This window comes from Acidovorax sp. GW821-FHT10A04 (assembly GCF_059415825.1).
In genome coordinates this window covers 121242-143152 of sequence record NZ_JBWKNZ010000012.1, presented here as the reverse complement: position 1 = coordinate 143152, position 21911 = coordinate 121242, and the positions used below count along the sequence as shown (strand labels likewise).

At 68.6% G+C, this 21911-nt stretch carries 19 protein-coding genes; 10 read left to right on the top strand and 9 right to left on the bottom strand.

The annotated features are described in order from the left end of the window. Position 1: 1 nt before the first annotated feature. A complete protein-coding gene (hemC, locus tag AC07PF_RS23445) occupies positions 2 to 985 on the bottom strand; it encodes a hydroxymethylbilane synthase (RefSeq protein ID WP_494604986.1) in 984 nt (327 codons plus the stop codon). Positions 986 to 1069: 84 nt separating this feature from the next. Here hemC and ppc point away from each other — a divergent pair, with 84 nt between their 5' ends. Both ppc and AC07PF_RS23435 read left to right on the top strand, forming a co-directional pair. Further along, positions 1070 to 3859, top strand: coding sequence for a phosphoenolpyruvate carboxylase (ppc, locus tag AC07PF_RS23440; RefSeq protein WP_007858953.1), 2790 nt, complete (start codon positions 1070 to 1072; stop codon positions 3857 to 3859). 106 nt (positions 3860 to 3965) lie between these two features. Continuing rightward, entirely contained in the window at positions 3966 to 6038 is a 2073-nt protein-coding gene (locus tag AC07PF_RS23435) for an EAL domain-containing protein (RefSeq protein ID WP_494613461.1), read from the top strand. A gap of 28 nt (positions 6039 to 6066) precedes the next feature. Here AC07PF_RS23435 and AC07PF_RS23430 read toward each other — a convergent pair whose 3' ends face one another. After that, positions 6067 to 7389, bottom strand: coding sequence for an AI-2E family transporter (locus tag AC07PF_RS23430; RefSeq protein WP_494613460.1), 1323 nt, complete (start codon positions 7387 to 7389; stop codon positions 6067 to 6069). Between the two features lie 205 nt (positions 7390 to 7594). On the opposite strand from AC07PF_RS23430, the gene AC07PF_RS23425 reads away from it, so the two are divergent. Together AC07PF_RS23425 and AC07PF_RS23420 are read left to right on the top strand one after the other, a co-directional pair. Continuing rightward, positions 7595 to 8374 (top strand): hypothetical protein, encoded by a 780-nt coding sequence (locus AC07PF_RS23425; protein WP_007853383.1) that lies wholly within the window; start codon positions 7595 to 7597, stop codon positions 8372 to 8374. Next, entirely contained in the window at positions 8371 to 8937 is a 567-nt protein-coding gene (locus AC07PF_RS23420; RefSeq protein WP_494613459.1) for a FlgO family outer membrane protein, read from the top strand. The genes AC07PF_RS23425 and AC07PF_RS23420 overlap by 4 nt, the downstream gene beginning before the upstream one ends. A 99-nt stretch (positions 8938 to 9036) precedes the next feature. Here AC07PF_RS23420 and flhC read toward each other — a convergent pair whose 3' ends face one another. From flhC to AC07PF_RS23395, 5 genes are all read right to left on the bottom strand, one after another. Further along, the gene (flhC, locus tag AC07PF_RS23415; protein ID WP_007853388.1) at positions 9037 to 9594 is read right to left on the bottom strand and encodes a flagellar transcriptional regulator FlhC; all 558 of its coding nucleotides are present in this window, start codon (positions 9592 to 9594) and stop codon (positions 9037 to 9039) included. Between the two features lie 58 nt (positions 9595 to 9652). Next, complete coding sequence (gene flhD / locus AC07PF_RS23410; RefSeq protein ID WP_007853391.1) at positions 9653 to 9979, bottom strand: flagellar transcriptional regulator FlhD; 327 nt, start codon at positions 9977 to 9979, stop codon at positions 9653 to 9655. Positions 9980 to 10227: 248 nt separating this feature from the next. Next, positions 10228 to 11130, bottom strand: coding sequence for a sulfurtransferase (locus AC07PF_RS23405; RefSeq protein ID WP_145695297.1), 903 nt, complete (start codon positions 11128 to 11130; stop codon positions 10228 to 10230). Positions 11131 to 11197: 67 nt separating this feature from the next. Next, positions 11198 to 12109: a DMT family transporter gene (locus tag AC07PF_RS23400; RefSeq protein WP_007853396.1), complete on the bottom strand. Its 912-nt coding sequence runs from the start codon at positions 12107 to 12109 to the stop codon at positions 11198 to 11200. A 119-nt stretch (positions 12110 to 12228) separates the two neighbouring features. Beyond that, complete coding sequence (locus AC07PF_RS23395) at positions 12229 to 13368, bottom strand: aromatic ring-hydroxylating oxygenase subunit alpha (protein WP_494604977.1); 1140 nt, start codon at positions 13366 to 13368, stop codon at positions 12229 to 12231. A gap of 359 nt (positions 13369 to 13727) precedes the next feature. On the opposite strand from AC07PF_RS23395, the gene xseB reads away from it, so the two are divergent. The 5 genes from xseB to AC07PF_RS23370 all read left to right on the top strand — a co-directional run bounded on the left by xseB (position 13728) and on the right by AC07PF_RS23370 (position 19528). Beyond that, positions 13728 to 13970, top strand: coding sequence for an exodeoxyribonuclease VII small subunit (gene xseB, locus AC07PF_RS23390; RefSeq protein ID WP_007853400.1), 243 nt, complete (start codon positions 13728 to 13730; stop codon positions 13968 to 13970). Then, complete coding sequence (locus tag AC07PF_RS23385; RefSeq protein ID WP_007853401.1) at positions 13967 to 14911, top strand: polyprenyl synthetase family protein; 945 nt, start codon at positions 13967 to 13969, stop codon at positions 14909 to 14911. The genes xseB and AC07PF_RS23385 overlap by 4 nt, the downstream gene beginning before the upstream one ends. A 112-nt stretch (positions 14912 to 15023) precedes the next feature. Further along, a complete protein-coding gene (dxs, locus tag AC07PF_RS23380) occupies positions 15024 to 16907 on the top strand; it encodes a 1-deoxy-D-xylulose-5-phosphate synthase (RefSeq protein WP_494613458.1) in 1884 nt (627 codons plus the stop codon). 173 nt (positions 16908 to 17080) lie between these two features. Continuing rightward, a complete protein-coding gene (locus AC07PF_RS23375) occupies positions 17081 to 18163 on the top strand; it encodes a TRAP transporter substrate-binding protein (RefSeq protein ID WP_007853405.1) in 1083 nt (360 codons plus the stop codon). Between the two features lie 282 nt (positions 18164 to 18445). Next, on the top strand, positions 18446 to 19528 hold the full coding sequence (locus AC07PF_RS23370; protein WP_494613457.1) for a TRAP transporter substrate-binding protein: 1083 nt from the start codon (positions 18446 to 18448) through the stop codon (positions 19526 to 19528). 52 nt (positions 19529 to 19580) lie between these two features. On the opposite strand, the gene AC07PF_RS23365 is transcribed toward AC07PF_RS23370, so the two are convergent. Next, entirely contained in the window at positions 19581 to 20786 is a 1206-nt protein-coding gene (locus AC07PF_RS23365) for an MFS transporter (protein WP_494613456.1), read from the bottom strand. A 118-nt stretch (positions 20787 to 20904) separates the two neighbouring features. Here AC07PF_RS23365 and AC07PF_RS23360 point away from each other — a divergent pair, with 118 nt between their 5' ends. Next, on the top strand, positions 20905 to 21357 hold the full coding sequence (locus AC07PF_RS23360; RefSeq protein WP_494613455.1) for a winged helix-turn-helix transcriptional regulator: 453 nt from the start codon (positions 20905 to 20907) through the stop codon (positions 21355 to 21357). 44 nt (positions 21358 to 21401) lie between these two features. Here AC07PF_RS23360 and AC07PF_RS23355 read toward each other — a convergent pair whose 3' ends face one another. Further along, positions 21402 to 21896: a hypothetical protein gene (locus tag AC07PF_RS23355; RefSeq protein WP_007853414.1), complete on the bottom strand. Its 495-nt coding sequence runs from the start codon at positions 21894 to 21896 to the stop codon at positions 21402 to 21404. Positions 21897 to 21911: the final 15 nt, after the last annotated feature.

Genomic DNA, 21911 nt, shown 5'->3' with positions numbered 1-21911 from the left:
GTCAGCCAGCGGTGGAGGCGGGGTCCACGCCCCGTGCACCACCCGCGCGCAGGCGCCGGGCGATCTCGTCGCCCAGGGCCTCGGCCTGGGCCAGGGTGGCCACGGATGCACTGGCCTGGGCGCGCACCAAGGGTGCGTGGGCGTCTTCGGGGTCGCCCCAGGCCGCGTCGAGCTGCAGCGTGCCGTTGGCGCCCAGGGTGCCATGCGCCGCCAGGGGCATGGAGCAGCTGCCGCCCATGGCGCGGCTCACGGCGCGCTCGGCGGCCACGGTGAGCCAGGTGGCCTGGTGGGCCAGCGGCGCCAGCGCGGCGATGAGGTCCTGCCGCTCGCTACGCACCTCGATGCCCAGGGCGCCCTGGCCGGCCGCGGGCAGCATGGTGGTGGGCTCGAAAGCCAGGCGGATGCGTGATTCCAATCCCAGGCGCTTGAGGCCGGCGGCCGCGAGCACGATGCCGTCGTACTGGCCTTCGTCGAGCTTGCGCAGGCGCGTGTCCAGGTTGCCGCGCAGCGGCTCGATCTTCAGGTCGGGCCGCAGCGCCTGCAGCAGCACCTGGCGGCGCAGGCTGGAGGTGCCGACCACGGCGCCCTGCGGCAGTTCGTCCAGGGAGGCGTAGCGAGGGGAGACAAAGGCATCGCGCGGGTCCTCGCGCTCCATCACGCAGGCCAGGGCAAAGCCCTCGGGCAGCTCCATGGGCACGTCCTTGAGCGAGTGCACGGCGATGTGGGCGCGGCCCTCTTCGAGCGCCACTTCGAGCTCCTTGACGAACAGGCCCTTGCCGCCCACCTTGGACAGCGACCGGTCCAGGATCTGGTCGCCCTTGGTGGTCATGCCCAGCAGCTCCACGGTGTGGCCGCGGGCCTGCAGCAGGGCCTGCACGTGCTCGGCCTGCCACAGGGCCAGGCGGCTTTCGCGCGTGGCGATGATGATGGGATGGGGCAGGGGGCGCGCGGCGGAGCTCAAGATTCGTAACCTGTTTGTAATCATTCAGGGGCGGGCGATGCTAGCATGCGCCCGCACTAGCAGGGTGATGCCTGCAGGCCGCCGCCCCCCATTCCCGGAGACCCTCGCATGAAACGATCCGACAAGGACCAGCCCCTGATTGACGACATCCGCCTGCTTGGCCGCATTCTGGGGGACGTGATCCGGGACCAGGAGGGTGTGGCCGCCTACGAGCTGGTGGAGCAGGTGCGCAAGCTCTCCGTGGCCTTCCGCCGCGATGCCGACCAGGAGGCCGACCGCGCGCTCAAGAAGCTGCTCAAGTCCCTGTCGGGCGACCAGACGGTGAGCGTGATCCGCGCCTTCACCTACTTCAGCCACCTGGCCAACCTGGCCGAGGACCGCCACCACATCCGCCGCCGCGCCGTGCACGAGCGTGCGGGCGACACGCAGGAGGGCAGCATCGAGGTTGCCCTGTCGCGCCTGCGCTGGGCCGGCATCGCGCCCAAGACCATCTCGCAGACCCTGGCCGGCAGCTATGTGGCGCCGGTGCTCACGGCCCACCCGACCGAGGTGCAGCGCAAGAGCATCCTCGATGCCGAGCGCGACATCGCCCAGCTGCTGGCTGCGCGCGACGACATCCAGGTGCGCGCCCAGCTGTACAACACCGCCAAGGACGCGCTCACCCCGCGCGAGCTGGCTGCCAACGAAGCGCAACTGCGCGCCCGCGTGGCCCAGCTGTGGCAGACGCGCCTCTTGCGCTACAGCAAGCTCACCGTGGCCGACGAGATCGAGAACGCCCTGTCGTACTACGAAGCCACCTTCCTGCGCGAGATCCCCAAGATCTATGCCGACCTGGAGAGCGAGCTCGGCCAGTACCCCGTGCACAGCTTCCTGCGCATGGGCCAGTGGATCGGCGGCGACCGCGACGGCAACCCCAACGTGACCGCGCAGACCCTGCAGTACGCCCTGGGCCGCCAGGCCGAGGTGGCGCTGCGCCACTACCTGACCGAGGTGCACTACCTGGGTGGCGAGCTGTCGCTGTCGGCGCGGCTGGTGCAGGTCTCGGCCGAAATGGAGGCCCTGGCCGCGCGCTCGCCCGACACCAACGAGCACCGCCAGGACGAGCCCTACCGTCGCGCTCTGACCGGCGTCTATGCGCGCCTGGCCGCGTCGCTCAAGGAGCTGACCGGCGGCGAGGCGGCGCGCCACGCGGTGGCGCCGCAGAACCCCTATGTGAGCGCCGAGGCTTTCCTGGCCGACCTGCGCGTGATCGAGGCATCGCTCCGGTCGCACCATGGCGAGGCATTGGCCGCCGAGCGCCTGCACCCGCTGATCCGCGCCGTGCAGGTCTTCGGCTTCCACCTGGCCACGGTGGACCTGCGCCAGAGCTCCGACAAGCACGAGGAGGTGGTGGCCGAGCTGCTGGCCACGGCCCGCATCGAGACCGCATATTCCACCCTGGCCGAGACAGACAAGCGCGCCCTGCTGCTGCGCCTGCTCAACGATGCGCGCCCGCTGCGCGTGGTGGGTGCCAGCTATTCGGACCATGCCCGCGGCGAGCTGGCCATCTTCGAGGCGGCGCTGGCCATGCGCCAGCGCTATGGGCACGAGGCCATCCGGCACTACATCATCAGCCACACCGAGACGGTGAGCGATTTGCTCGAAGTGCTGCTGCTGCAAAAGGAAGTCGGGCTGATGCGCGGCACGCTGGACGGCGACGCACGCAACGACCTGATCGTGGTGCCGCTGTTCGAGACCATCGAAGACCTGCGCAACGCTGCGCCCATCATGCGCGAGTTCTATGCCCTGCCCGGCGTGGCAGGCCTGGTGCACAGGAGCGGTAGCGAGCAGGACATCATGCTCGGCTACTCCGACAGCAACAAGGACGGCGGCATCTTCACCAGCAACTGGGAGCTGTACCGCGCCGAGATCGCGCTGGTGGAGCTGTTCGACGAACTGGCCACCAACCACGGCATCCAGCTGCGCATGTTCCATGGCCGTGGCGGCACCGTGGGCCGCGGCGGCGGCCCGAGCTACCAGGCCATCCTGGCCCAGCCGCCCGGCACCGTGCGCGGCCAGATCCGCCTGACGGAGCAGGGCGAGGTCATCGCCTCCAAGTACGCCAACCCCGAGATCGGCCGGCGCAACCTCGAGACCCTGGTCGCCGCCACGCTCGAGGCCACGCTGCTGCAGCCCACCAAGCCGGCCACCAAGGCCTTCCTGGAGGCCGCCGCGCAGCTCTCGCTGGCCAGCATGGCGGCCTACCGCGCGCTGGTCTACGAGACCCCGGGCTTCACCGAGTACTTCTTCAACTCCACGCCGATCCGCGAGATCGCCGAGCTCAACATCGGCTCGCGCCCCGCATCGCGCAAGGCCAGCCAGAAGATCGAGGACCTGCGCGCCATCCCCTGGGGCTTCAGCTGGGGGCAGTGCCGCCTCACGCTGCCGGGCTGGTTCGGCTTCGGCGCAGCCGTAGATGCCTTCGTCAATGCCGAGGGCAAGGACCCCAAGGCGCAGCTGGCGCTGCTGCAGAAGATGTACCGCCAGTGGCCGTTCTTTCGCACGCTGCTGTCCAACATGGACATGGTGCTGGCCAAGAGCGACCTGGCCCTGGCCTCGCGCTACAGCGAGCTGGTGACCGACGCGCGCCTGCGCAAGAAGGTGTTCACCGCCATCGAGGGCGAGTGGCAGCGCACGGCCGAGGCGCTCACGCGCATCACCGGCGACAAGCAGCGCCTGACGCACAACGCCGCGCTGGCGCGTTCCATCAAGCACCGCTTTCCCTACATCGACCCGCTGCACCACCTGCAGGTCGAGCTGGTGCGCCGCTGGCGCGCGGGCCAGGGCGACGAGCGCGTGCAGACCGGTATCCACATCTCGATCAACGGGATCGCCGCCGGCCTGCGCAACACGGGCTGAGCTGGTCGGGCTGAGCGGGTTCAGCCACTTTGCCATCCTGGTGCCCGCCTGCTAGCATGGGCCTGACCGCAGTGCGCGGCAGGGAGGGCATGGTGTGGGCATTGATATGGCTGCCCTGAAGCTGCGGCTGTCGCTGCGGCTGCAGGCCGTTGCACGCGCGGATTCCATGCGCGCCATCCGCGAGGGGCTGCTCTGGGTGCTGCCCTGCCTCATGGTGTCGGCGGTGTTCCTCGTCTCGTCGGTGCTCACGCGCATGCTGGGCCTGCCCACCGAGACCACCGACCTGCTGGCCGGCCTGCATGCCGAGATCAGCCGCATCCTGCCCCTGCTGATCGCCGCGTCCATCGGCTACATGCTGGCCATACGCCACAGCCTGCCGCGCCTGCCCGTGGCCTTCCTGTGCTTTGTCTACGTGGCGCTGGCGGCCTACCTGCTGCGCGGGCAGCCGCGCGCCGCCGCCACGCTGGTGCTGTTCATCGCCATCGCCTCGCCCATCGTCAACGTGCCCATCATGGCCCGGCTGATGCGGGTGCGCTGGCTGCAGCTGTCGCGCGGCTCCCTGGTCAGCGACAACGTGGAAGACGCCATGAACATGGTGCTTCCCGGGGTGCTGACGGCGGGGCTGCTGGTCGGGGTGCTGACCCTGCTGCAGCAATGGCAGGGCCTGGCGCACTGGAGCCTGCCCCTGGACGTGGTGGACCCGGACCGGCCCTACCTGAATGCCGTGGCGATCACGGGCATGAATTCTCTGCTGTGGTTCTTCGGCATCCATGGCTACCATGCGCTGCAGCCGCTGTTCCAGGTGCTGGAGCTGGCCGTGGGGTGGAATGCCATCGAGGTGCTGGCGGACCAGCCGCCACACTACCTGCTCAACGCCGGACTGCTGGGGGCCTTTGCCTTCATCGGCGGGGCGGGGGGCACCCTGTCGCTGGTGATGGCCGTGCTGTGGCGCGCGCGCGGCCCCGGTCTGCGCCTGCTGGCCCTGGCCAGCCTGCCCATGGCCCTGCTGAACGTGAACGAGCTGCTGCTGTTCGGCATTCCACTGATACTCAACCCGCGCCTGCTGCTGCCGTTCATCCTGGTGCCGGCCGTCAATGCCTGCCTGGCGCTCGCGGCCGTGCAGGCGGGCTGGGTGCCGGTGGCCACCATGGCCATGCCGTTGAATGCCCCGGTGCTCTTCAACGCCTATGCCAGCACCCAGGGCGCGTGGCCCGCTGTTGCGCTGCAGCTGGCGCTGGTGCTGCTGGGGGCCTGCATCTATGCGCCGGCAGTGCGGGCACTGGAGCGCCACAACGCCACCACGGTGCACCTGCCGGGGCTGGACACCACCTTCTCGCGCCTGCAGGAGCAGGGCCGCCTGTATGCCAGCGACCCGGTGGTGCTGGCGCAGCAGCGGCAGGCGGGGCGCGAGGAACTGCTGGCCCAGGTGCGGCGCATGGGCGAGTACGAATTCTTCCTGGAGTACCAGCCCCAGGTGTCGCCGCGCACCGGCGAATGCGTGGGCTGCGAGGCACTGCTCAGGGCCCGCGATGCCCAGGGGCGCACGCAGTCCCCCGGGGCTTTCCTGGCGTGGTTGACCGAGGCCGGGCTCATGAAGGATGTCGACCTGTGGGTGGCCGGTGCCGCCCTGCAGCAGTACCGGCACTGGCGCAATGCGGGCTTCGTGCTGCCCATCTCGATCAACGTCACGGGGCCCACGCTCATGTCGGCCGAGCATTGCCGGCGGCTGGTGGAGTTGATCGCGCCCGCGGCCGGCTGCATCAGCGTCGAGATCACCGAGGATGCGCTGGCCGCGGACGTGGGCCAGATGCGCGACGCCATCACCCGCATCCACGCCGTGGGCGCCCAGGTGGCCATCGACGACTTCGGCACCGGGTACTCGTCGCTCAGCTACCTGCACGCCTTTGCGGTGGACACGATCAAGATCGACCGCAGCTTCGTGGTCGCCAGCGCCGAGCCGCGGGGTGCGCGCCTGCTGCAGGGCCTGCTGCACTTCTGCCAGAGCCTGGAGGTCGGCATCGTGGTGGAAGGGGTGGAGACGCCCGCGCAATTGCAGGCGCTGCCCGGCGGCATGGACCTGCAGGTGCAGGGCTGGTACTACGGCCGTGCGATGGGCGCCGCCGACCTGCCGGCCTTTGTGCAGCGCTGCGCGGCAGGTGTGGCGACCCCGGTGGCGTGACGGCACACCTTGCCGTGCGCCGCCGGCCTCAATCCCCCAGGAGCTCGCCCACCGCTTTCAGGTCTTCCACGCGGTCGCAGACCGCCTTCACGGCCATCATGACCGGAATGCCCAGCAGCAGGCCCCACAGCCCCCAGAGCCAGCCCCAGGCGAGTACGCTGACGAACACGGCCACGGGGCTCATGCTGCTGGTGCGGCTGGTGAGCCAGGGCGTGAGCAGGTTGCCGATGAGGGTGTGGATGACCAGCGAGGCGCCGCCGATGGCCAGGGCCATGTCGATGGTGCCGAACTGCAAAAAGGCCACCAGCGCCGAGGCGCCGGCCGTGAGCGCCGAGCCGATGTAGGGCGCCAGGTTGAGCACGCCGGCCACCACGCCCCAGACGGCGGCGTTCTCCAGGCCCAGTGCCCAGTAGGCGAAACCCGTGGCCACGCCCACCAGGATGCTGGTGAACACCTGCACCAGCAGGTAGCGCTGGATCTGGCCGGTGATGTCGTCGAGCACCTGCATGGTGATGTTGCGCCGCTCCAGGCTGCTGCCCGCGATGCGCACCAGCTTCTGGCGGAACAGGTTGCCCGAGGCCAGGGCGAAGTAGGTCAGGAACACCACCACCGTGAGCTGGCCCAGGGCCGACACCAGGCCCATGGTGCCGCTCCACAGGTAGTCGCGGATGTTGAAGGGCGGGCGCTCCACCACCACGCGCTGCACGCCGCGCCGGGCCGGGGCGGCGGTGCTGTTCTCGGCGGCGGCCTGCTCGATCTGGGCGGCGGCCTTCTGCATGGTGTCCAGCGTGCTGGGCATGCCGGCGCGCGCGCGCAGGTTGTCGCGCACCTTCTTGGCGGCCACGGGCAGCGAGTCGACGAGCTGCACGGCCCCGTCGCTCAGCGACCAGGCCGTGCTGGCCAGGCCGCCCACCAGCGCGACCAGCAGCACGGCGGCGCCCAGCGGGCGGGGAATGTGCCAGCGGCGCAGCACGTTGACGGCAGGGCGCAATGCCGTGGTCAGCAAGAGGCTGAGCATCAGGGGGATGAAGACCGCGCTGGCCCAGTGCAGCAGCGCCACGCTGGCAAACAGGGCCAGCAGCGCCAGGGACAGGTTGCGCACGTCCACCGGCATCTGCAGCATCAGCGGGGCGGGGGGCGGGGGGGGCGCCGGGGTGGATGCGCTGGCGGGGTCGGCTGCGGCAGGGTCGCGGTCGGGTTCCGGTTGCGGCGTCGCGGCCGGGGCCTGCAGCTCGCCGGGCTCCGTCACCGCGCTCGCGGCGGCCACCGGTGGCTCCGGCGGCGGCAGGTCGGGGGATGGGACAGGGGGGCTTGCGGGGGCGGGCGCGGCGGTCATGCGGGGGATTGTCATGCACTGTGAGCAAATGTTGTGTAGGTGCCCGCGCCAACGCAACAGCCGGCAGGCGCCTGCCGCGCAAATGCAACGCAATTGCCTCGCTATTCGCGCGATGGGGGTGGCGCCGGGCCGCTAGCATGGCTGCATGCAAGTTGAACCATTGCCTGGCGGCCTGCCGCAGGGCCCCTCCGAACGACGACTGCCCGCCGTGCAGTCCGGCATGGCCGCACCCACGCAGGGCAATGCCCGCGCCCGGCCCGTCGTGCACCGTGTGGTCGTGCCGCTGCTGGCCGTGGCCTCGCTGCTGGCCGCGGGCTGCTCGTCGCTCGACGTGCCGCGGGCCGACAACTACCCGGCATCGAACCAGAAGAAGGCACGTGCCGTGCACCACTGGGACGTGCTGGCCGACGACGTGGCCACACGCATCTCCGACAAGATCCGCAACTGGCCGGCGGGCGAGCACCCGATCTACGTGTCCGCCTCGGGCGACACGAGCTTCAACAACGGCTTTCGCAAGCTGCTGATCACCCGCCTGCTGGACCGCGGCGTGGTGCTCACCAACCAGCCCTCGGCCGTGACCCTGGCGTTCGAGACCCAGCTGGTGCAGCACCCGGGCCGCGTCTCCAACAGCCTGCCCATGCCCCTGACCCGGCTGGCCCTGGGCGTGGGCGTGGCGCGCGACTGGGTCCACCGGGCTCCCAGCGCCACCTCCATCGTCGCCGGGATGACCGCGATCGGGGCCCTGGCCGATGCCGCGCAGTACACCACCGACGGCCCCGCCGCGGGCGGCCCGACGCGCACCGAGGTGCTCATCACGACCTCGCTGGAAAGCGGCGACCGCTACCTGGCGCGCACCTCCGACGTGTACTACATCGAACAGGACGACGCCGTGCTCTACCAAGTGCAGCAGCCGCCACCTCCGCCGCCCCCGCCGCCACCGCCGACCCCGGTCAAGACCTGGCAGGTGGTGAGCCCGCCGATGATGGTGGTGGCGCCATGATGCGGCGCAGCCTGTTGCGCGCCGCCGGGGCGCTGCTGCCGGTGCTGGCCCTGTCGGGCTGCGCCTCCTACTACTACGGCGACAAGGCCGGTGGCAGTGGTGGCGGGCTCATGGACCTGATCACCCCCACGACCATCGAGCGCAACCACCGCGCAGCGGATGCGCTGCTGCTGCAGGTGCCGCTGGACCCGCAGCACGCCGTGCTGGTGGCCACGCTGGTGAATGTGGACCGCCTGAACGAGTCCTCGCGCCTGGGGCGCATCTTTTCCGAGCAGATCGGCTCGCGCCTGGTGCAGCGCGGCCTGCGCGTGACCGAGCTCAAGCTGCGCGAGAACGTGGCCATGCAGCGCGGCACCGGCGAGTTGCTGCTCTCGCGCGAGGTGCGCGAGGTGAGCCGCGCGCACGATGCGCAGGCCGTGGTGGTGGGCACCTACGCCGTCTCGACCACCACGCTGTTCATCAGCCTCAAGATCGTGAACCCGGTGGGCAACACCGTGGTGGCGGCGCACGACTATGCGATGCCCGTCGACGAGAACGTGCGTTCGCTGCTGGCCGCGCGGTAGATCGCGCGCCAGGAAACCTTCCTCCAGCAAAAAGCCCCGCACGGCACGGCCGGCGGGGCTTTGGTATTTGTGGGCGGCCCGGCATCGCCGGGCAGCGGGTCAGTGCAACATCAGGGCGCCAGCGTTCTTGCTCTTGCCGGCGCGGGCGGGCGGGTTGCACAGGCCGCAGGTGTAGTGGCGGTTTTCGTAGAGCTCGGTCACGAAGTGGCCCTTGCAGTCGGCGCACTGGGTGCGGGTGAGCATGCCGGCGTCCACGAACTTCACCAGGCGCCAGGCGCGGGTGAAGGACAGCAGGGGTTCGATCTCGGCGGTGGTGACCTGCTCGTTGTACAGGCGGTAGGCCTTGGTCAGCAGTTCCACCGAGTCCAGGTCCACGCCCTTGGACAGGTATTCGTAGATGTTCAGGAACAGCGAGCTGTGGATGTTTTCCTGCCAGGTCAGGAACCAGTCGGTCGAGAAGGGCAGTTGGCCCTTGGATGGCGACTTGCCGGCGATCTCCTTGTACAGGCGGATCAGGCGTTCATACGACAGCGTGGTTTCCGACTCCAGCACCTGCATGCGGGCCCCCATGCCGATCAGCATCGCGGCGCGTTCGATCTGCTTGGATTCGTTGAGTACGCTCTTGGCTGGGGCTTTGGCGGCGGCAGTCGTGGTCATGGCAGGCTTTCGAAGGAGGCGGTGAACAAGCGGGGCGGGCTGCAGGGAGGCTCGGTGCTCAGAGCACTTCCGACACGCGGCTGGCCATCAGGATGTTGGCGTGCAGGGTGTTGGTGGCTTCGTTGCCCACCTTCTTGGCCGTGTGGTTGGTCAGCAAGCTCCAGACCAGGTTGTCGTCCACGCGGAAGCTGCAAAGAAGCGTGTTTCTGGAGGCCAGTTTCAGCACTTGGGCGGCCGACAGCGATGCCAGAATATCGGCAGCGTCTTCGTTCATGCCCAGGCGGAACACTGCTTCTGCCTTGTCGTGGCGAATCAGGTTCTGCGCCAGCATCAGGTAGGTCAGGTTGGCTTCGCGGATCTCGGCGAGCAGTTGTTCGTTGGTCATGGCGGTGGTTCCTTTGTTCCAGTTCCGGGGCTTCGCCTTGCCATGCTGTTTGCATGTTTTGCGTGATCCGGTGAAATGGATTGTGAAACCAGGCCAATCAAAAATTAAGTCGGCGTTGCTCTGTGCAGCGTGTCTGGTTCAGGGGTAGTTCGTGTAGGAATTTGCCTTACAGACACCGAAGGTCCGGTACTACCCCACAGAGCGCCACGGCCTGCTGCCGCAAGGCGGTCAGGCCGCCAGCAACCGGCTCAGCCGCGTTCCACCGGGCGCGAAGAATCGCTCACCCATTCGCTCCAGCTGCCGGCAAAAAGCGCGGTTTTCCCGAGCCCGGCGACCTCCATGGCGATCAGATTGGGCAGGGCGCTCACGCCGCTGCCGCACTGGTGCACCACGCTGGCCGGATCGCGCCCCTGCAGCAGGGTGTCGAACTCGGCGCGCAGCACGGCGGCGGGCTTGAATTGGCCGTCGGGGCCGATGTTGTCCACGAAGGGGCGGTTCAGGGCGCCGGGAATGTGGCCGGCCACCGGGTCCAGCGGCTCCACCTCGCCGCGGTAGCGCGGGGCGGCGCGCGCATCCACCACCGTCTGGCCGGGCTGCTGCAGGTGGGCCAGCACGTCGCTGGCCGTGGCCAGGCGGCGCAGGGGTTCCTTGAGTTCGAAGTTGGACTGGAAGTGCGCGGGCTCTTCACCGCTGGCGACTGCGCCACCCGCGGCCTGCCAGGCCTGCAGGCCGCCGTCGAGCACGGCCACGGCATCGTGCCCGGCCCACTTGAGCATCCACCACAGGCGGCCACAGTAGTTGGCGCCCTGGCGGTCGTACACCACGGCCTGCATGCCGTTGGCAAAGCCCACGCTGGACAGCCAGATCGCAAAGCGTTCGCGGCTGGGCAGCGGGTGGCGGCCGCCCGATGCGGGCTTGTCCGCCTCCTGGGCGGTGACCACGGCGCCCGATGCGCCGGGCACGCCGTGCTTGGCGCTCAGGTTCTCGTTCAGGTCCGCATACACCGCGCCGGGGATATGGGCCTGGGCGTATTGCTGCGCACCGGCGGTGGACTGCGTCAGGTCGAAGCTGCAGTCGAACACCATCAGGGGGGTGCCGCTGGCGGCCAGCGATTGCAGTTCGGTAGCGGAGATCAGGGTGGTGTAGGTCATGGCAGCGGGTGGTCAGTCGACGAAAGGGATGCCTTGCATTGTGAAAATGTTGGTGCCCAGAGTCGTATCAATGTTCTTCCGCGGGGGTTCCAGGGGCGGCGCGGGCGCGCAGCACGGTGGCCGCGATGCCGCTGCCCACGATGAGCACCATGCCGGCCCAGGCGATGGGCGGCAGCACGTCGCCGAACAGCGTCACGCTGTAGATGGCGGCGAAGACGATGCCCGAATACTGCAGGTTGGCCACCACCAGGGTGCCGCGCTGGGTCTTGGCGCTGGCGTAGGCCTTGGTCATGCACAGCTGGCCGCCGGCGGCCAGGATGCCGATGGGCAGCAGCCACAGGGCCTGCCAGCCCGGCCACGCCGAGGTGCCGGTGAACAGCAGGGCCACGCCGCCGGCCACTGCCGAGCCCAGCGCGAAATAGAACACCGTGCGCGACTCGGGCTCGCCCAGGCGCGACAGGGCCACCACCTGCATGTAGGCAAACGCGGCCGACAGGCCCGACATCAGCCCGATCATGCCGGCGAAGGCCTGGTTCTGGTCCAGGCTGGGACGCAGCATCATCACCACGCCGACGAAGCCGGTGAGCACGGTGACGATCAGCGTGCCCTGCAGTGCCGGGCGCGGCGTGGCGGCCGAGGGGCGCCAGGCCAGCAGGGTACCGCCGACCAGGAAGGCGGCGATCCACACGCTGCTCATGTAGTTCAGGGTCATGGCCGTGGCCAGAGGCAGGTGGGCGATGGCATAAAACCAGGCCCCCAGCGAGACCACGCCCACCGAGCTGCGCCAGGCATGCATGCCCGGGTAGGCGGTGCCCAGCGAGACCTTCTGCGAGCGCGCCAGCAGCCACAGGATGCCCATGCCGATGAGGCCCCGGTAGCAGACCAACTCGGCCGCATTGAAATGGGCCGAGGCGATCTTCACGCACACCCCCATGCTCGCAAAGAGGAACGCGGCCAACACCATCCAGAGGGCTTGCATGGGAAAATCAGGACTCGAAAATGAAAATAGCTGCCGTGCTTGGAACGCAAGCACTGGCAGCTATTGTAATGAGAGCATTCCGGCTGAACCCGAAGACTCGGGGAGGTTTGCGACGCTGTTCAGCGCTTCGGTACAACCTCGCCCATCGCAGCCCTGTACCACTCGTGGAAATGCTGCATGCCATCTTCCATCGGGCTCTGGTAAGGACCCACTTCGTTGTCGCCGCGTGCCAGCAGGGCCTTGCGGCCGGCGTCCATGCGCTCGCCGATCTCGTCGTCCTCGATGCAGGTCTCCATGTAGGCGGCCTTCTGCGCTTCGACGAACTCGCGCTCGAAGGCGGCGATCTCCTCGGGGTAGTAGAACTCCACCATGTTCAGCGTCTTCGTCGGGCTGATGGGGTGCAGCGTGGACACGGTGAGCACGTGCGGGTACCACTCCACCATGATGTGCGGGTACAGCGTGAGCCAGATGGCGCCGTGCTTGGGCGGCTTGCCCTGGCGGTAGGCCAGCAGGGCCTCGTGCCAGCGCTCGTACACGGGGCTGCCGGCCTTGCCCAGGCGGTTGGCCACGCCCACGGTCTGCACCGAGTAGTTCTTGCCGAACTCCCAGCGCAGGTCGTCGCAGGTCACGAAGCTGCCCAGGCCCGGGTGGAAGGGGCCGACGTGGTAGTCCTCGAGGTAGACCTCGATGAAGGTCTTCCAGTTGTAGTTGCACTCGTGCAATTCCACATGGTCGAGCACGTAGCCCTCGAAGTCGAGGTCGGCGCGCGGGCCCATGGCATCGAGATCGGCGGCTACGTCATAGCCGTTGTCCTCGAACAAAAGGCCGTTCCACTCGCGCAGGGGGTAGTTGTTGAGGTTCAGGCAAGGGTCGTCGGCAAAGTGCGGCGCACCCAGCAGTTCACCCTTGGCGTTGTAGGTCCAGCGGTGCAGCGGGCACACGATGTTGCCGCCCGCGCTGCCCTTTTGCTGGGTGTGCAGCGAGCCGCGGCCCTTGAGCATCACGGCCTGGCGGTGGCGGCAGACGTTGGAGACGAGCTCCACCCCGCCCTGGGCATTGCGCACCAGGGCACGGCCCTCGGCCTCGTGGGGCAGGGTGTGGTAGTCGCCCGCATGGGGTACGGCCAATTGGTGCCCCACATAGCGGGGCCCGCGCTGGAAGATGGTGTCCAGCTCGCGCTGGAACAGCGCTGGGTCAAAGTAGCTTGAAACTGGTAGTTGGCTTGCGGCCTGCTGCAGTTGAAGACTTAAATCAGACATGGGTGACCTGACCTAAAGACTCCCCACAGGGAGGTGTGCCAGGGGGCACATCTGGAGGAAAAAAAGAAACCGGCGCATAGGCCGGCTGGACGAGAATGGGATTATAGCCAATGGGGTTATTCCGCCGCCCCATTCCCGCACCCCCCCTGCGTGTATTGGCAAGCGGGCTGCGGCCCGCGCCCGGATGGGGCAGGCAGGGGTTCGGCCGGCCCGCGCCCTGGTGGCGTGGTTGCGGCCGGGCGGTCGCCGTCCGGACCGGCTGCGCCCGCCAAACCGGGGACCTGTGGGCAGGAGCGCCATGCGCTGGGCCTAAAATCAGCGGTTTTTCCATTCGCGGTGCTTGTCCACCGCCTCCACCCATGCCCAAGGCCCCCGCCACCGCCGCGCCCCCTGCAGAACCCGCCAGCTATGAAGCGGCGCTGGAAGAGCTGGAGCAACTTGTGGGCCGGATCGAGTCGGGCCAGTTGCCCCTGGACCAGATGCTCGCGGGCTACCAGCGTGGCGCCGCGCTGCTGGCCTTCTGCCGCAAGCGCCTGGACGCCGTGCAGGACCAGATCAAGGTGCTGGACGAAGGCGGCCTGCATGCCTGGACGCCCGAATGAGCGCGGCGCCCGTGGTGAATTCCCCCATCGACCTGGCTTCCTGGAGCCAGCGCCACCTCTCCCGCGTCGAGGAAGCCCTGTCCCGCTGGGTGGGCGAGGGCGCGCCCGCCGGCCTCGGTGAGGCCATGCGCTATGCGGTGCTCGACGGCGGCAAGCGCCTGCGCCCGCTGCTGGTGCTGGCGGCCGAGGAGGCGGTGTGCAGCGGTGCCGACATCGCGGCTTCGGCGCATGCCGTGTCCGATGGGGCGGCGCTGCGCGCCGCCTGTGCCGTCGAGCTGATCCATGCCTATTCCCTGGTGCACGACGACATGCCGTGCATGGACAACGACGTGCTGCGCCGGGGCAAGCCCACGGTGCACGTGCAGTTCGGCGAGGCCCAGGCCCTCCTGGCCGGCGATGCGCTGCAGGCCTTTGCCTTTGAACTGCTCACGCCCGACGACGGCAGCGTGCCCGCCGCGATGCAGGCCACCCTGTGCCGTCTGCTGGCGCGCGCGGCCGGCTCGGCCGGCATGGCCGGCGGCCAGGCCATCGACCTGGCCAGCGTGGGCCTGGCCCTGACCGAAGACCAGTTGCGCCACATGCACCGCCTGAAGACCGGCGCACTGCTGCAGGGCAGCGTGATGATGGGCGTGGCCTGTGGCCCGGCGGACGCGCGGGCGCACGAAGCCCTGTCCGACTACGGCGCCGTGATGGGCCTGGCCTTCCAGGTGGTGGACGACATCCTCGACGTGGTGGCCGATTCCGCCACGCTGGGCAAGACCGCCGGCAAGGATGCCGCGAGCGACAAGCCGACCTACGTGTCCCTGCTCGGCCTGGCACCCGCGCAGGCCTATGCCCGCGAGCTGCAGGTGCAGGCCCACGCCGCCCTGGCGCGCAGCGGCCTGGCCGACACCCGCGCTCTGGCCGCCCTCGCCGACATGGTGGTGGACAGGACGCATTGATGGCTCTGGCAAGGCTCTCCCGGCCCATTGGTACGATGCATGAAGACGCAGGCGCCCGCTGGCGCATGGCGCTTGCCTCGTGAGCACTGATCGACTCCAAAAAGAATAGCAAATGTCCACGACCTCCTATCCCCTGCTGCAGACCGTGAACGACCCGGCGGACCTGCGCGCCATGCCGCGGGCCGACCTCAAGGCCCTGGCCACCGAGCTGCGCGCCTTCGTGCTCGAAAGCGTGTCGCAGACGGGCGGGCACCTGAGCTCCAACCTGGGCACGGTGGAGCTCACCGTGGCCCTGCACCATGTGTTCAACACGCCCGAGGACCGGCTGGTGTGGGACGTGGGCCACCAGACCTACCCGCACAAGATCCTGACCGGCCGGCGCGACCGCATGAACACGCTGCGCCAGATGGGCGGCATCTCGGGCTTTCCGCAGCGCGCCGAGAGCCCCTACGACACCTTCGGCACGGCGCATTCGAGCACCAGCATCTCGGCCGCACTGGGCATGGCGCTGGCCGCCAAGGTCAAGGGCGAGAACCGCCATGCCGTGGCCATCATCGGCGACGGGGCGATGACGGCCGGCATGGCCTTCGAGGCGCTGAACAACGGCGGCGTGGCCGATGCCAACCTGCTGGTGGTGCTCAACGACAACGACATGAGCATCAGCCCGCCCGTGGGGGCGCTCAACCGCTACCTGGCCCAGCTCATGAGCGGCCAGTTCTACGCGGCCGCCAAGAACGTGGGCAAGACCGTGCTGCGCCCGGTGCCACCGCTGCTGGAGCTGGCCAAGCGCTTCGAGCAGCAGGCCAAGGGCATGGTCGTGCCGGCCACGCTGTTCGAGAAATTCGGCTTCAACTACATCGGGCCCATTGACGGGCACGACCTCGACTCGCTGATCCCCACGCTCGAGAACATCAAGAGCCTCAAGGGCCCGCAGTTCCTGCACGTGGTCACCAAGAAGGGCCAGGGCTACAAGCTGGCCGAGGCCGACCCCGTGGCCTACCACGGCCCCGGCAAGTTCGACCCGGCCGTGGGCCTGGTCAAGGGCACGGCCAGCCCCAAGCAGACCTTCACCCAGGTCTTCGGCCAGTGGCTGTGCGACATGGGGGCGCACGACCAGCGCCTGGTGGGCATCACCCCGGCCATGCGCGAAGGCTCGGGCATGGTGGAGTTCGAAAAGCGCTTTCCCGAGCGCTACTACGATGTGGGCATTGCCGAGCAGCATGCCGTCACCTTCGCGGCCGGCATGGCCTGCGAGGGCCTCAAGCCCGTGGTGGCGATCTACTCGACCTTCCTGCAGCGCGGCTACGACCAGCTGATCCACGACGTGGCGCTGCAGAACCTGCCCGTGGTGTTCGCGCTCGACCGTGCGGGCCTGGTGGGGGCCGATGGCGCCACGCATGCGGGCGCCTACGACATTCCCTTCGTGCGCTGCATCCCCAACATGAGCATGGCCTGCCCGGCCGATGAGCGCGAGTGCCGCCAGTTGCTGTCCACCGCCTTCGAGCAGGACCACCCCGTGGCCGTGCGCTACCCGCGTGGCAGCGGGGCCGGCGTGGCGCCGCTGGCCGGGCTGGAAGGCCTGCCCTTCGGCAAGGGCGAGATCCGCCGCGAGCGCAAGGCCGCTGCTGGCGAGGCCGGTCCGCGCATCGCCATCCTGGCCTTCGGCACCCTGCTGTACCCTGCGCTCGAGGCGGGCGAGGCCCTGGATGCCACCGTGGCCAACATGCGCTGGGCCAAGCCCGTCGACGTGGAACTGCTGCGCGATGTGGCCGAGCGCCACGACGTGCTGGTCACGGTGGAAGAAGGCGCCACCATGGGCGGTGCCGGCAGTGCCGTGACCGAGGCGCTGAACGCGGCCGGCATCGTGCGCCCGGTGCTGCAGCTGGGCCTGCCCGACGCGTTCATCGAGCATGGCGACCCGGCCAAGCTGCTGTCGCTGCAGGGGCTCGATGCCGCGGGCATCGAGCGTGCGGTGCGGGCCCGGTTCCCCGGCTGAGCTGGCTTCTCCGGCGCGGCCTGGCAGCGCGCAGGTGCTGTCGAAAACCCGCACAGCACCCTGGCGGGGCACCTCCTACAATGCAGGCGCGCTGCATTGATCTGCACGCGCGCCCCTGCGCAGCACGCATCGCTGCCGCATCCACCCCCCCGCGGAAACAGGAGAGAAGTCGTATGCATCGCCGTTCGCTCATCAAGCACACCGGCCTGGCGGGTGTACTGGCCTCTGGCGTCGCGCCGGCCGTGCATGCCCAGGCCACGCTGCGGTGGCGCATTGCATCGAGTTTCCCCCGCACCTCGGACAACATCTTTGGTGGCGCCCAGGTGTTTGCCAAGGCGGTGCGCACCCTGTCCAATGGCAAGTTCGAGATTTCCGTGCACCCCGGTGGCGAGCTGATGCCGCCCTTCGACGTGGTGGATGGCGTGCAGAGCGGCACGGTGGAGATGTGCCATGCCGTGCCCTACTACTTCTACAGCAAGAACCCGGCGTTTGCGCTCGGTTGTGCCGTGCCCTTCGGTTTCAATGCGCGCCAGATGAGCGCCTGGATGCTGCACGGCAACGGGCGCCGGCTCATGAACGAGTTCTATGCCGGCTTCAACATGGTGAGCTTTGCCTGCGGCAACACCGGCACGCAGATGGGCGGCTGGTTCCTGCGCGAGGTCAAGACCCCGGCGGACTTCAAGGGCCTCAAGATCCGCGTGGGCGGCGGCCTGGTGGCCGAGGTCATGCAGCGCCTGGGTGCCATCCCCCAGAGCCTGCCGGGTGGCGAGATCTACCAGGCCCTGCAAAAGGGCAGCATCGATGCCGCCGAATGGATCGGGCCCTACGACGACCAGAAGCTGGGCTTCAACAAGGTGGCGCCGTTCTACTATTACCCCGGCTGGTGGGAGGGCGGGCCCGAGGTGGACCTGTTCGTGAACAAGAAGGCCTACGACGCCCTCACGCCGGACTACCGCTTCATCATCGAAGCCGCGGCCTCCTATGCGCATGCCGACATGCTGGCCCGCTACGATGCGCTCAATCCCAACGCGCTCAAGCAGCTGGTGGCTGCCAAGACCAAGGTGCTGCCGTACTCGCAGGTCATCCTGGACGCCGCGTTCCGTGCATCGATGGAGGCCTTTGCGCACAACGATGCCAGAAGCCCCGAGTGGAAGAAGATCTACGCCGACATGCGCAACTTCCAGCGTGACCAGATACTCTGGTTCCGCTTTGCCGAGGCGCGCTACGACACCTTCATGTCGGCACAGAAGATCTGACCCTCCCTGAGTCGCTTCGCGCCATTCCTCCACGGGGGCGCAGCCCTCGGTGTGGGGCGGTCTTTGCACGGCTGCCCTGGCGTGGGGCGCGCCAGTCTCAAGCACCTTCAGCGGATGCTTGCAGAACCCTGAAGCCCTCGCGCAGGGGGCGGGCTTTCACGGGAAAACCCGCAAATCCACGGGGGGGCATGTTCCTACAATCAATCGGGCTAGAAGGTTCTTGGCCGCGGGCGACCCGCCTGCATGCCAGGGTGTGCAATCACAAGTATTCGGAGAGAACTCATGGATCGTCGTTCAATCATCAAGCATGCCGGTATTGCCGGTGTCCTCGCCGCCGGTGTCGCACCGGCCGTGCATGCGCAGGCTGCCGTGCGCTGGCGCCTGGCATCGAGCTTCCCCAAGCCCCTGGACACCATCTACGGCGGTGCCGAAGTGTTTGCCAACGCGGTCAAGGCCATGTCCGGCGGCAAGTTCGAAATCTCCGTGCATGCCGGTGGCGAGCTGATGCCTCCCTTCGGCGTGGTGGACGGCGTGCAGCAAGGCTCCGTGGAAGCCTGCCACACCGTGCCTTACTACTTCTACGGCAAGAACCCCGCGTTCGCCATCGGTTCGGCCATTCCCTTCGGCATGAACGCACGCCAGATGAACGCCTGGATGATGCACGGCAACGGCCGCAAGCTGATGGACGAGTTCTATGCAGGCTACGGCATGCTGAGCTTTGCCGGCGGCAACACGGGCACCCAGATGGGTGGCTGGTTCCGCAAGGAAATCAAGTCGGTCGCCGACCTCAAGGGCCTGAAGATGCGCCTGGGTGGCGGTCTGGTCGGTGACGTGATGACCAAGCTGGGCGTGGTGCCCCAGAGCCTGCCTGGCGGCGAAATCTACCAGGCGCTCGAAAAGGGCACCATCGACGCCGCCGAGTGGGTGGGTCCTTACGACGACCAGAAGCTGGGCTTCAACAAGGTCGCGCCCCACTACTACTACCCCGGCTGGTGGGAAGGTGGTCCTGAAGTGGACTTCTACATCAACAAGAAGGCCTTCGACGCACTCACGCCCGAAAACAAGGCCATTGTGGCTGCCGCATCGGCACAGGCTGCATCCGACATGCTGGCCAAGTACGACGCCCGCAACCCCGTGGCCTTGAAGCAGCTGATCGGCGCCAAGATCAAGCTCCTGCCCTTCACCAAGGATGTGCTCGACGCCTCGTTCAAGGCATCGCAAGAGGTGTACGCCGAGAACGACGCCAAGAGCCCCGAGTGGAAGAAGATCTTTGCCGACTTCCGCGCCTTCCAGCGCGACCAGGTGGCATGGTTCCGCGTGGCCGAAAGCCGTTTCGACAGCTACATGCAGACCGTCAAGCTCTGATACGGCCCCGGCCTGTCATTGCTGCCAAAAACCGCGCTTCGGCGCGGTTTTTTTATGCGCCATTTTCATGCGGCATGTACGGCAGGCTGGCCGCCCAGAAGACGCCTGCCGACGCGCTGACGGCCGCGCCCAGCGCGCACACCCCGCTCCAGCCCCAGGCTGCGAAGACGGCGGGGGAGGCTGCGGCACCGAGCCCGCTGCCCGCGGCATAGAACAGCATGTAGCAGCCCACCAGCCGTCCATGCAGGCCCGCGTCGCCGCGCAGGACGAGGGCCTGGTTGGTCACGTGGATGGCCTGGCCGCCCAGGTCCAGTGCCACCACGCCCAGCACCAGCCACCCCAGTGAATGCGGCATGAGCCACAGCGGCAGCCAGGCCGCGAGCAGCAGCGCCAGCGCGCCTGCGGTGGCACGCTGGGCCAAGCCCCGGTCGACCCAGCGCCCGGCACGCGTGGCGGCCAGCGCCCCGAGGGCCCCCACCAGGCCGAAGGCGCCGATGGCCGTGTGCGACAGCGCATGGGGCGCCCCGCGCAAGGGGAGCACCATGGCGCTCCAGAAGATGCTGAAGGCCGCGAACATCAGCAGGGCGAGCGTGCCGCGGATCTGCAGCACCCGGTCGGTGCGCAGCAGGGTCAGCATGGAGCCGACCAGGGCCGGGTAGGCGAGCCCGCCTGCGGACGACGGCGCGGGAGGCAGCGCGCGCCAGAGCAGGGCCATGAGGGCCAGCATGGCCAGCGCCGCGGCGGTGTAGACCCCGCGCCAGCCCACCAGGTCGGCCAGCAGGCCTGACGCCACCCGCGCCAGCAGCAGGCCGATGACCACGCCGCCCTGGGCGGCACCTACTACGTGGCCCCGCTCCTGCGGCGCCGCGGCGGTGGCCGCGAAGGCGATCAGCCCCTGGGTCATGGCCGTGCCCAACAGGCCCAGGCACAGCATGCCCGCCAGCAAGGTTGCGGCAGAGGTGGCCGCGGCCGTGCCGAACAGCGCTGCGACCAGGGCGGCGCATTGCCACAGCATCAGGCGCCGCCGGTCCATGCTGTCTCCAAGGGATACCAGCAGCACCAGGGCCAGGGCGCAGCCCGCCTGTGTGGACGCCACCACCGCGCCGATGGCGGCAGGGCGGATCCCGAAGTCGGCCGCCAGCGCATCGAGCAGGGGCTGGGCGTAGTAGACATTGGCGACACAGAGCCCGCTGGCGCAGGCGAACAGCGCCACCAGGGCACGGGGCATGGTGGCCGCTGTGGACAGGGGTTGGGGCATGGATCAAGCAATCTAGTTTCAAATAAAGACCAGTTTGATTCTAGGCAAACCAGTCTTAAAATGAAACCTGTTCCCGCAAAAACACCCCTGCGGGCAGTGCCATCACCGAGGAGTCACCATGTCCCAGCGCAAGCATGCAGTCGCCGAAACCTGTCCCGTGGCGCGTTCGGTCGACCTGATCGGCGACGGCTGGAGCCTGCTGATCGTGCGCGACGCCTTCGACGGAACGCGCCGTTTCGGTGACTTCCAGCGCGGCCTCGGCGTGGCCCGCAGCATCCTGGCCGAACGCCTGCGCAGATTGGTAGAAGAGGGCATCCTGGCCGTGCAGCCGGCATCCGACGGCACCTCCTACCAGGAGTACGTGCTCACGCCCCGCGGCGAGCAGCTGTTTGCGGTGGTGGTGGCCCTGCGCCAGTGGGGTGAGCAGCAGCTCTTCCAGCCGGGCGAGGCCCGTTCGCAGCTGCTGGAGCGGGCCACGGGGCAGGAGCTTGCTCCCATGCAGCCGCGCGGCGCCGATGGCCAGGTGCTCGGCCCCTGGCAGGCGGTGGTGCGCAAACCTACCGCCCCATGAAAAAACCGCGCCAGGGCGCGGTTTCGAGGGGATGGGGGAGGAGCTCAGAAGCTGCGGAAGGCCTTGAGCTCGGCGCTGACGCGCTCGAATTCCTGGATCAGCGCGGGCGTGGCGCCGTAGAACACGGTGAACTTGCCGGCCAGCGTGCGCACGTACAGGCGCGGTGCGATCAGCCAGCCCAGGCCGCGCACGCGGATCAGCTTGGCGTAGGCCAGGTCGTCGAAGGGCAGGGCCTTGTCCCAGACCCAGCGCTGGTGCAGGCCGTCCTTGCTGATGCGTGTGCGGCTGACCATGATGCTCCACCAGGTCCAGGCCATGAGCACCAGGCCGGCGATGAACCAGCCCGCGCCGTTGCTCACCCCTGTGCTGGAACCCAGGGCGCCGCGCGACCACAGCTGGGCGAACCAGAGGGCGCAGCCGCCCACGATCACCGTGGCCAATGCCCGGAAGGTCGGCGAGAACGCCGAGCCTGCCACCTCGCCCCCTTCGGGGGTGAAGCGAAAGGGCTCCGGCATGGACATGGGGGTCTGGTTCAGCATGGACAGGGTTGCCAC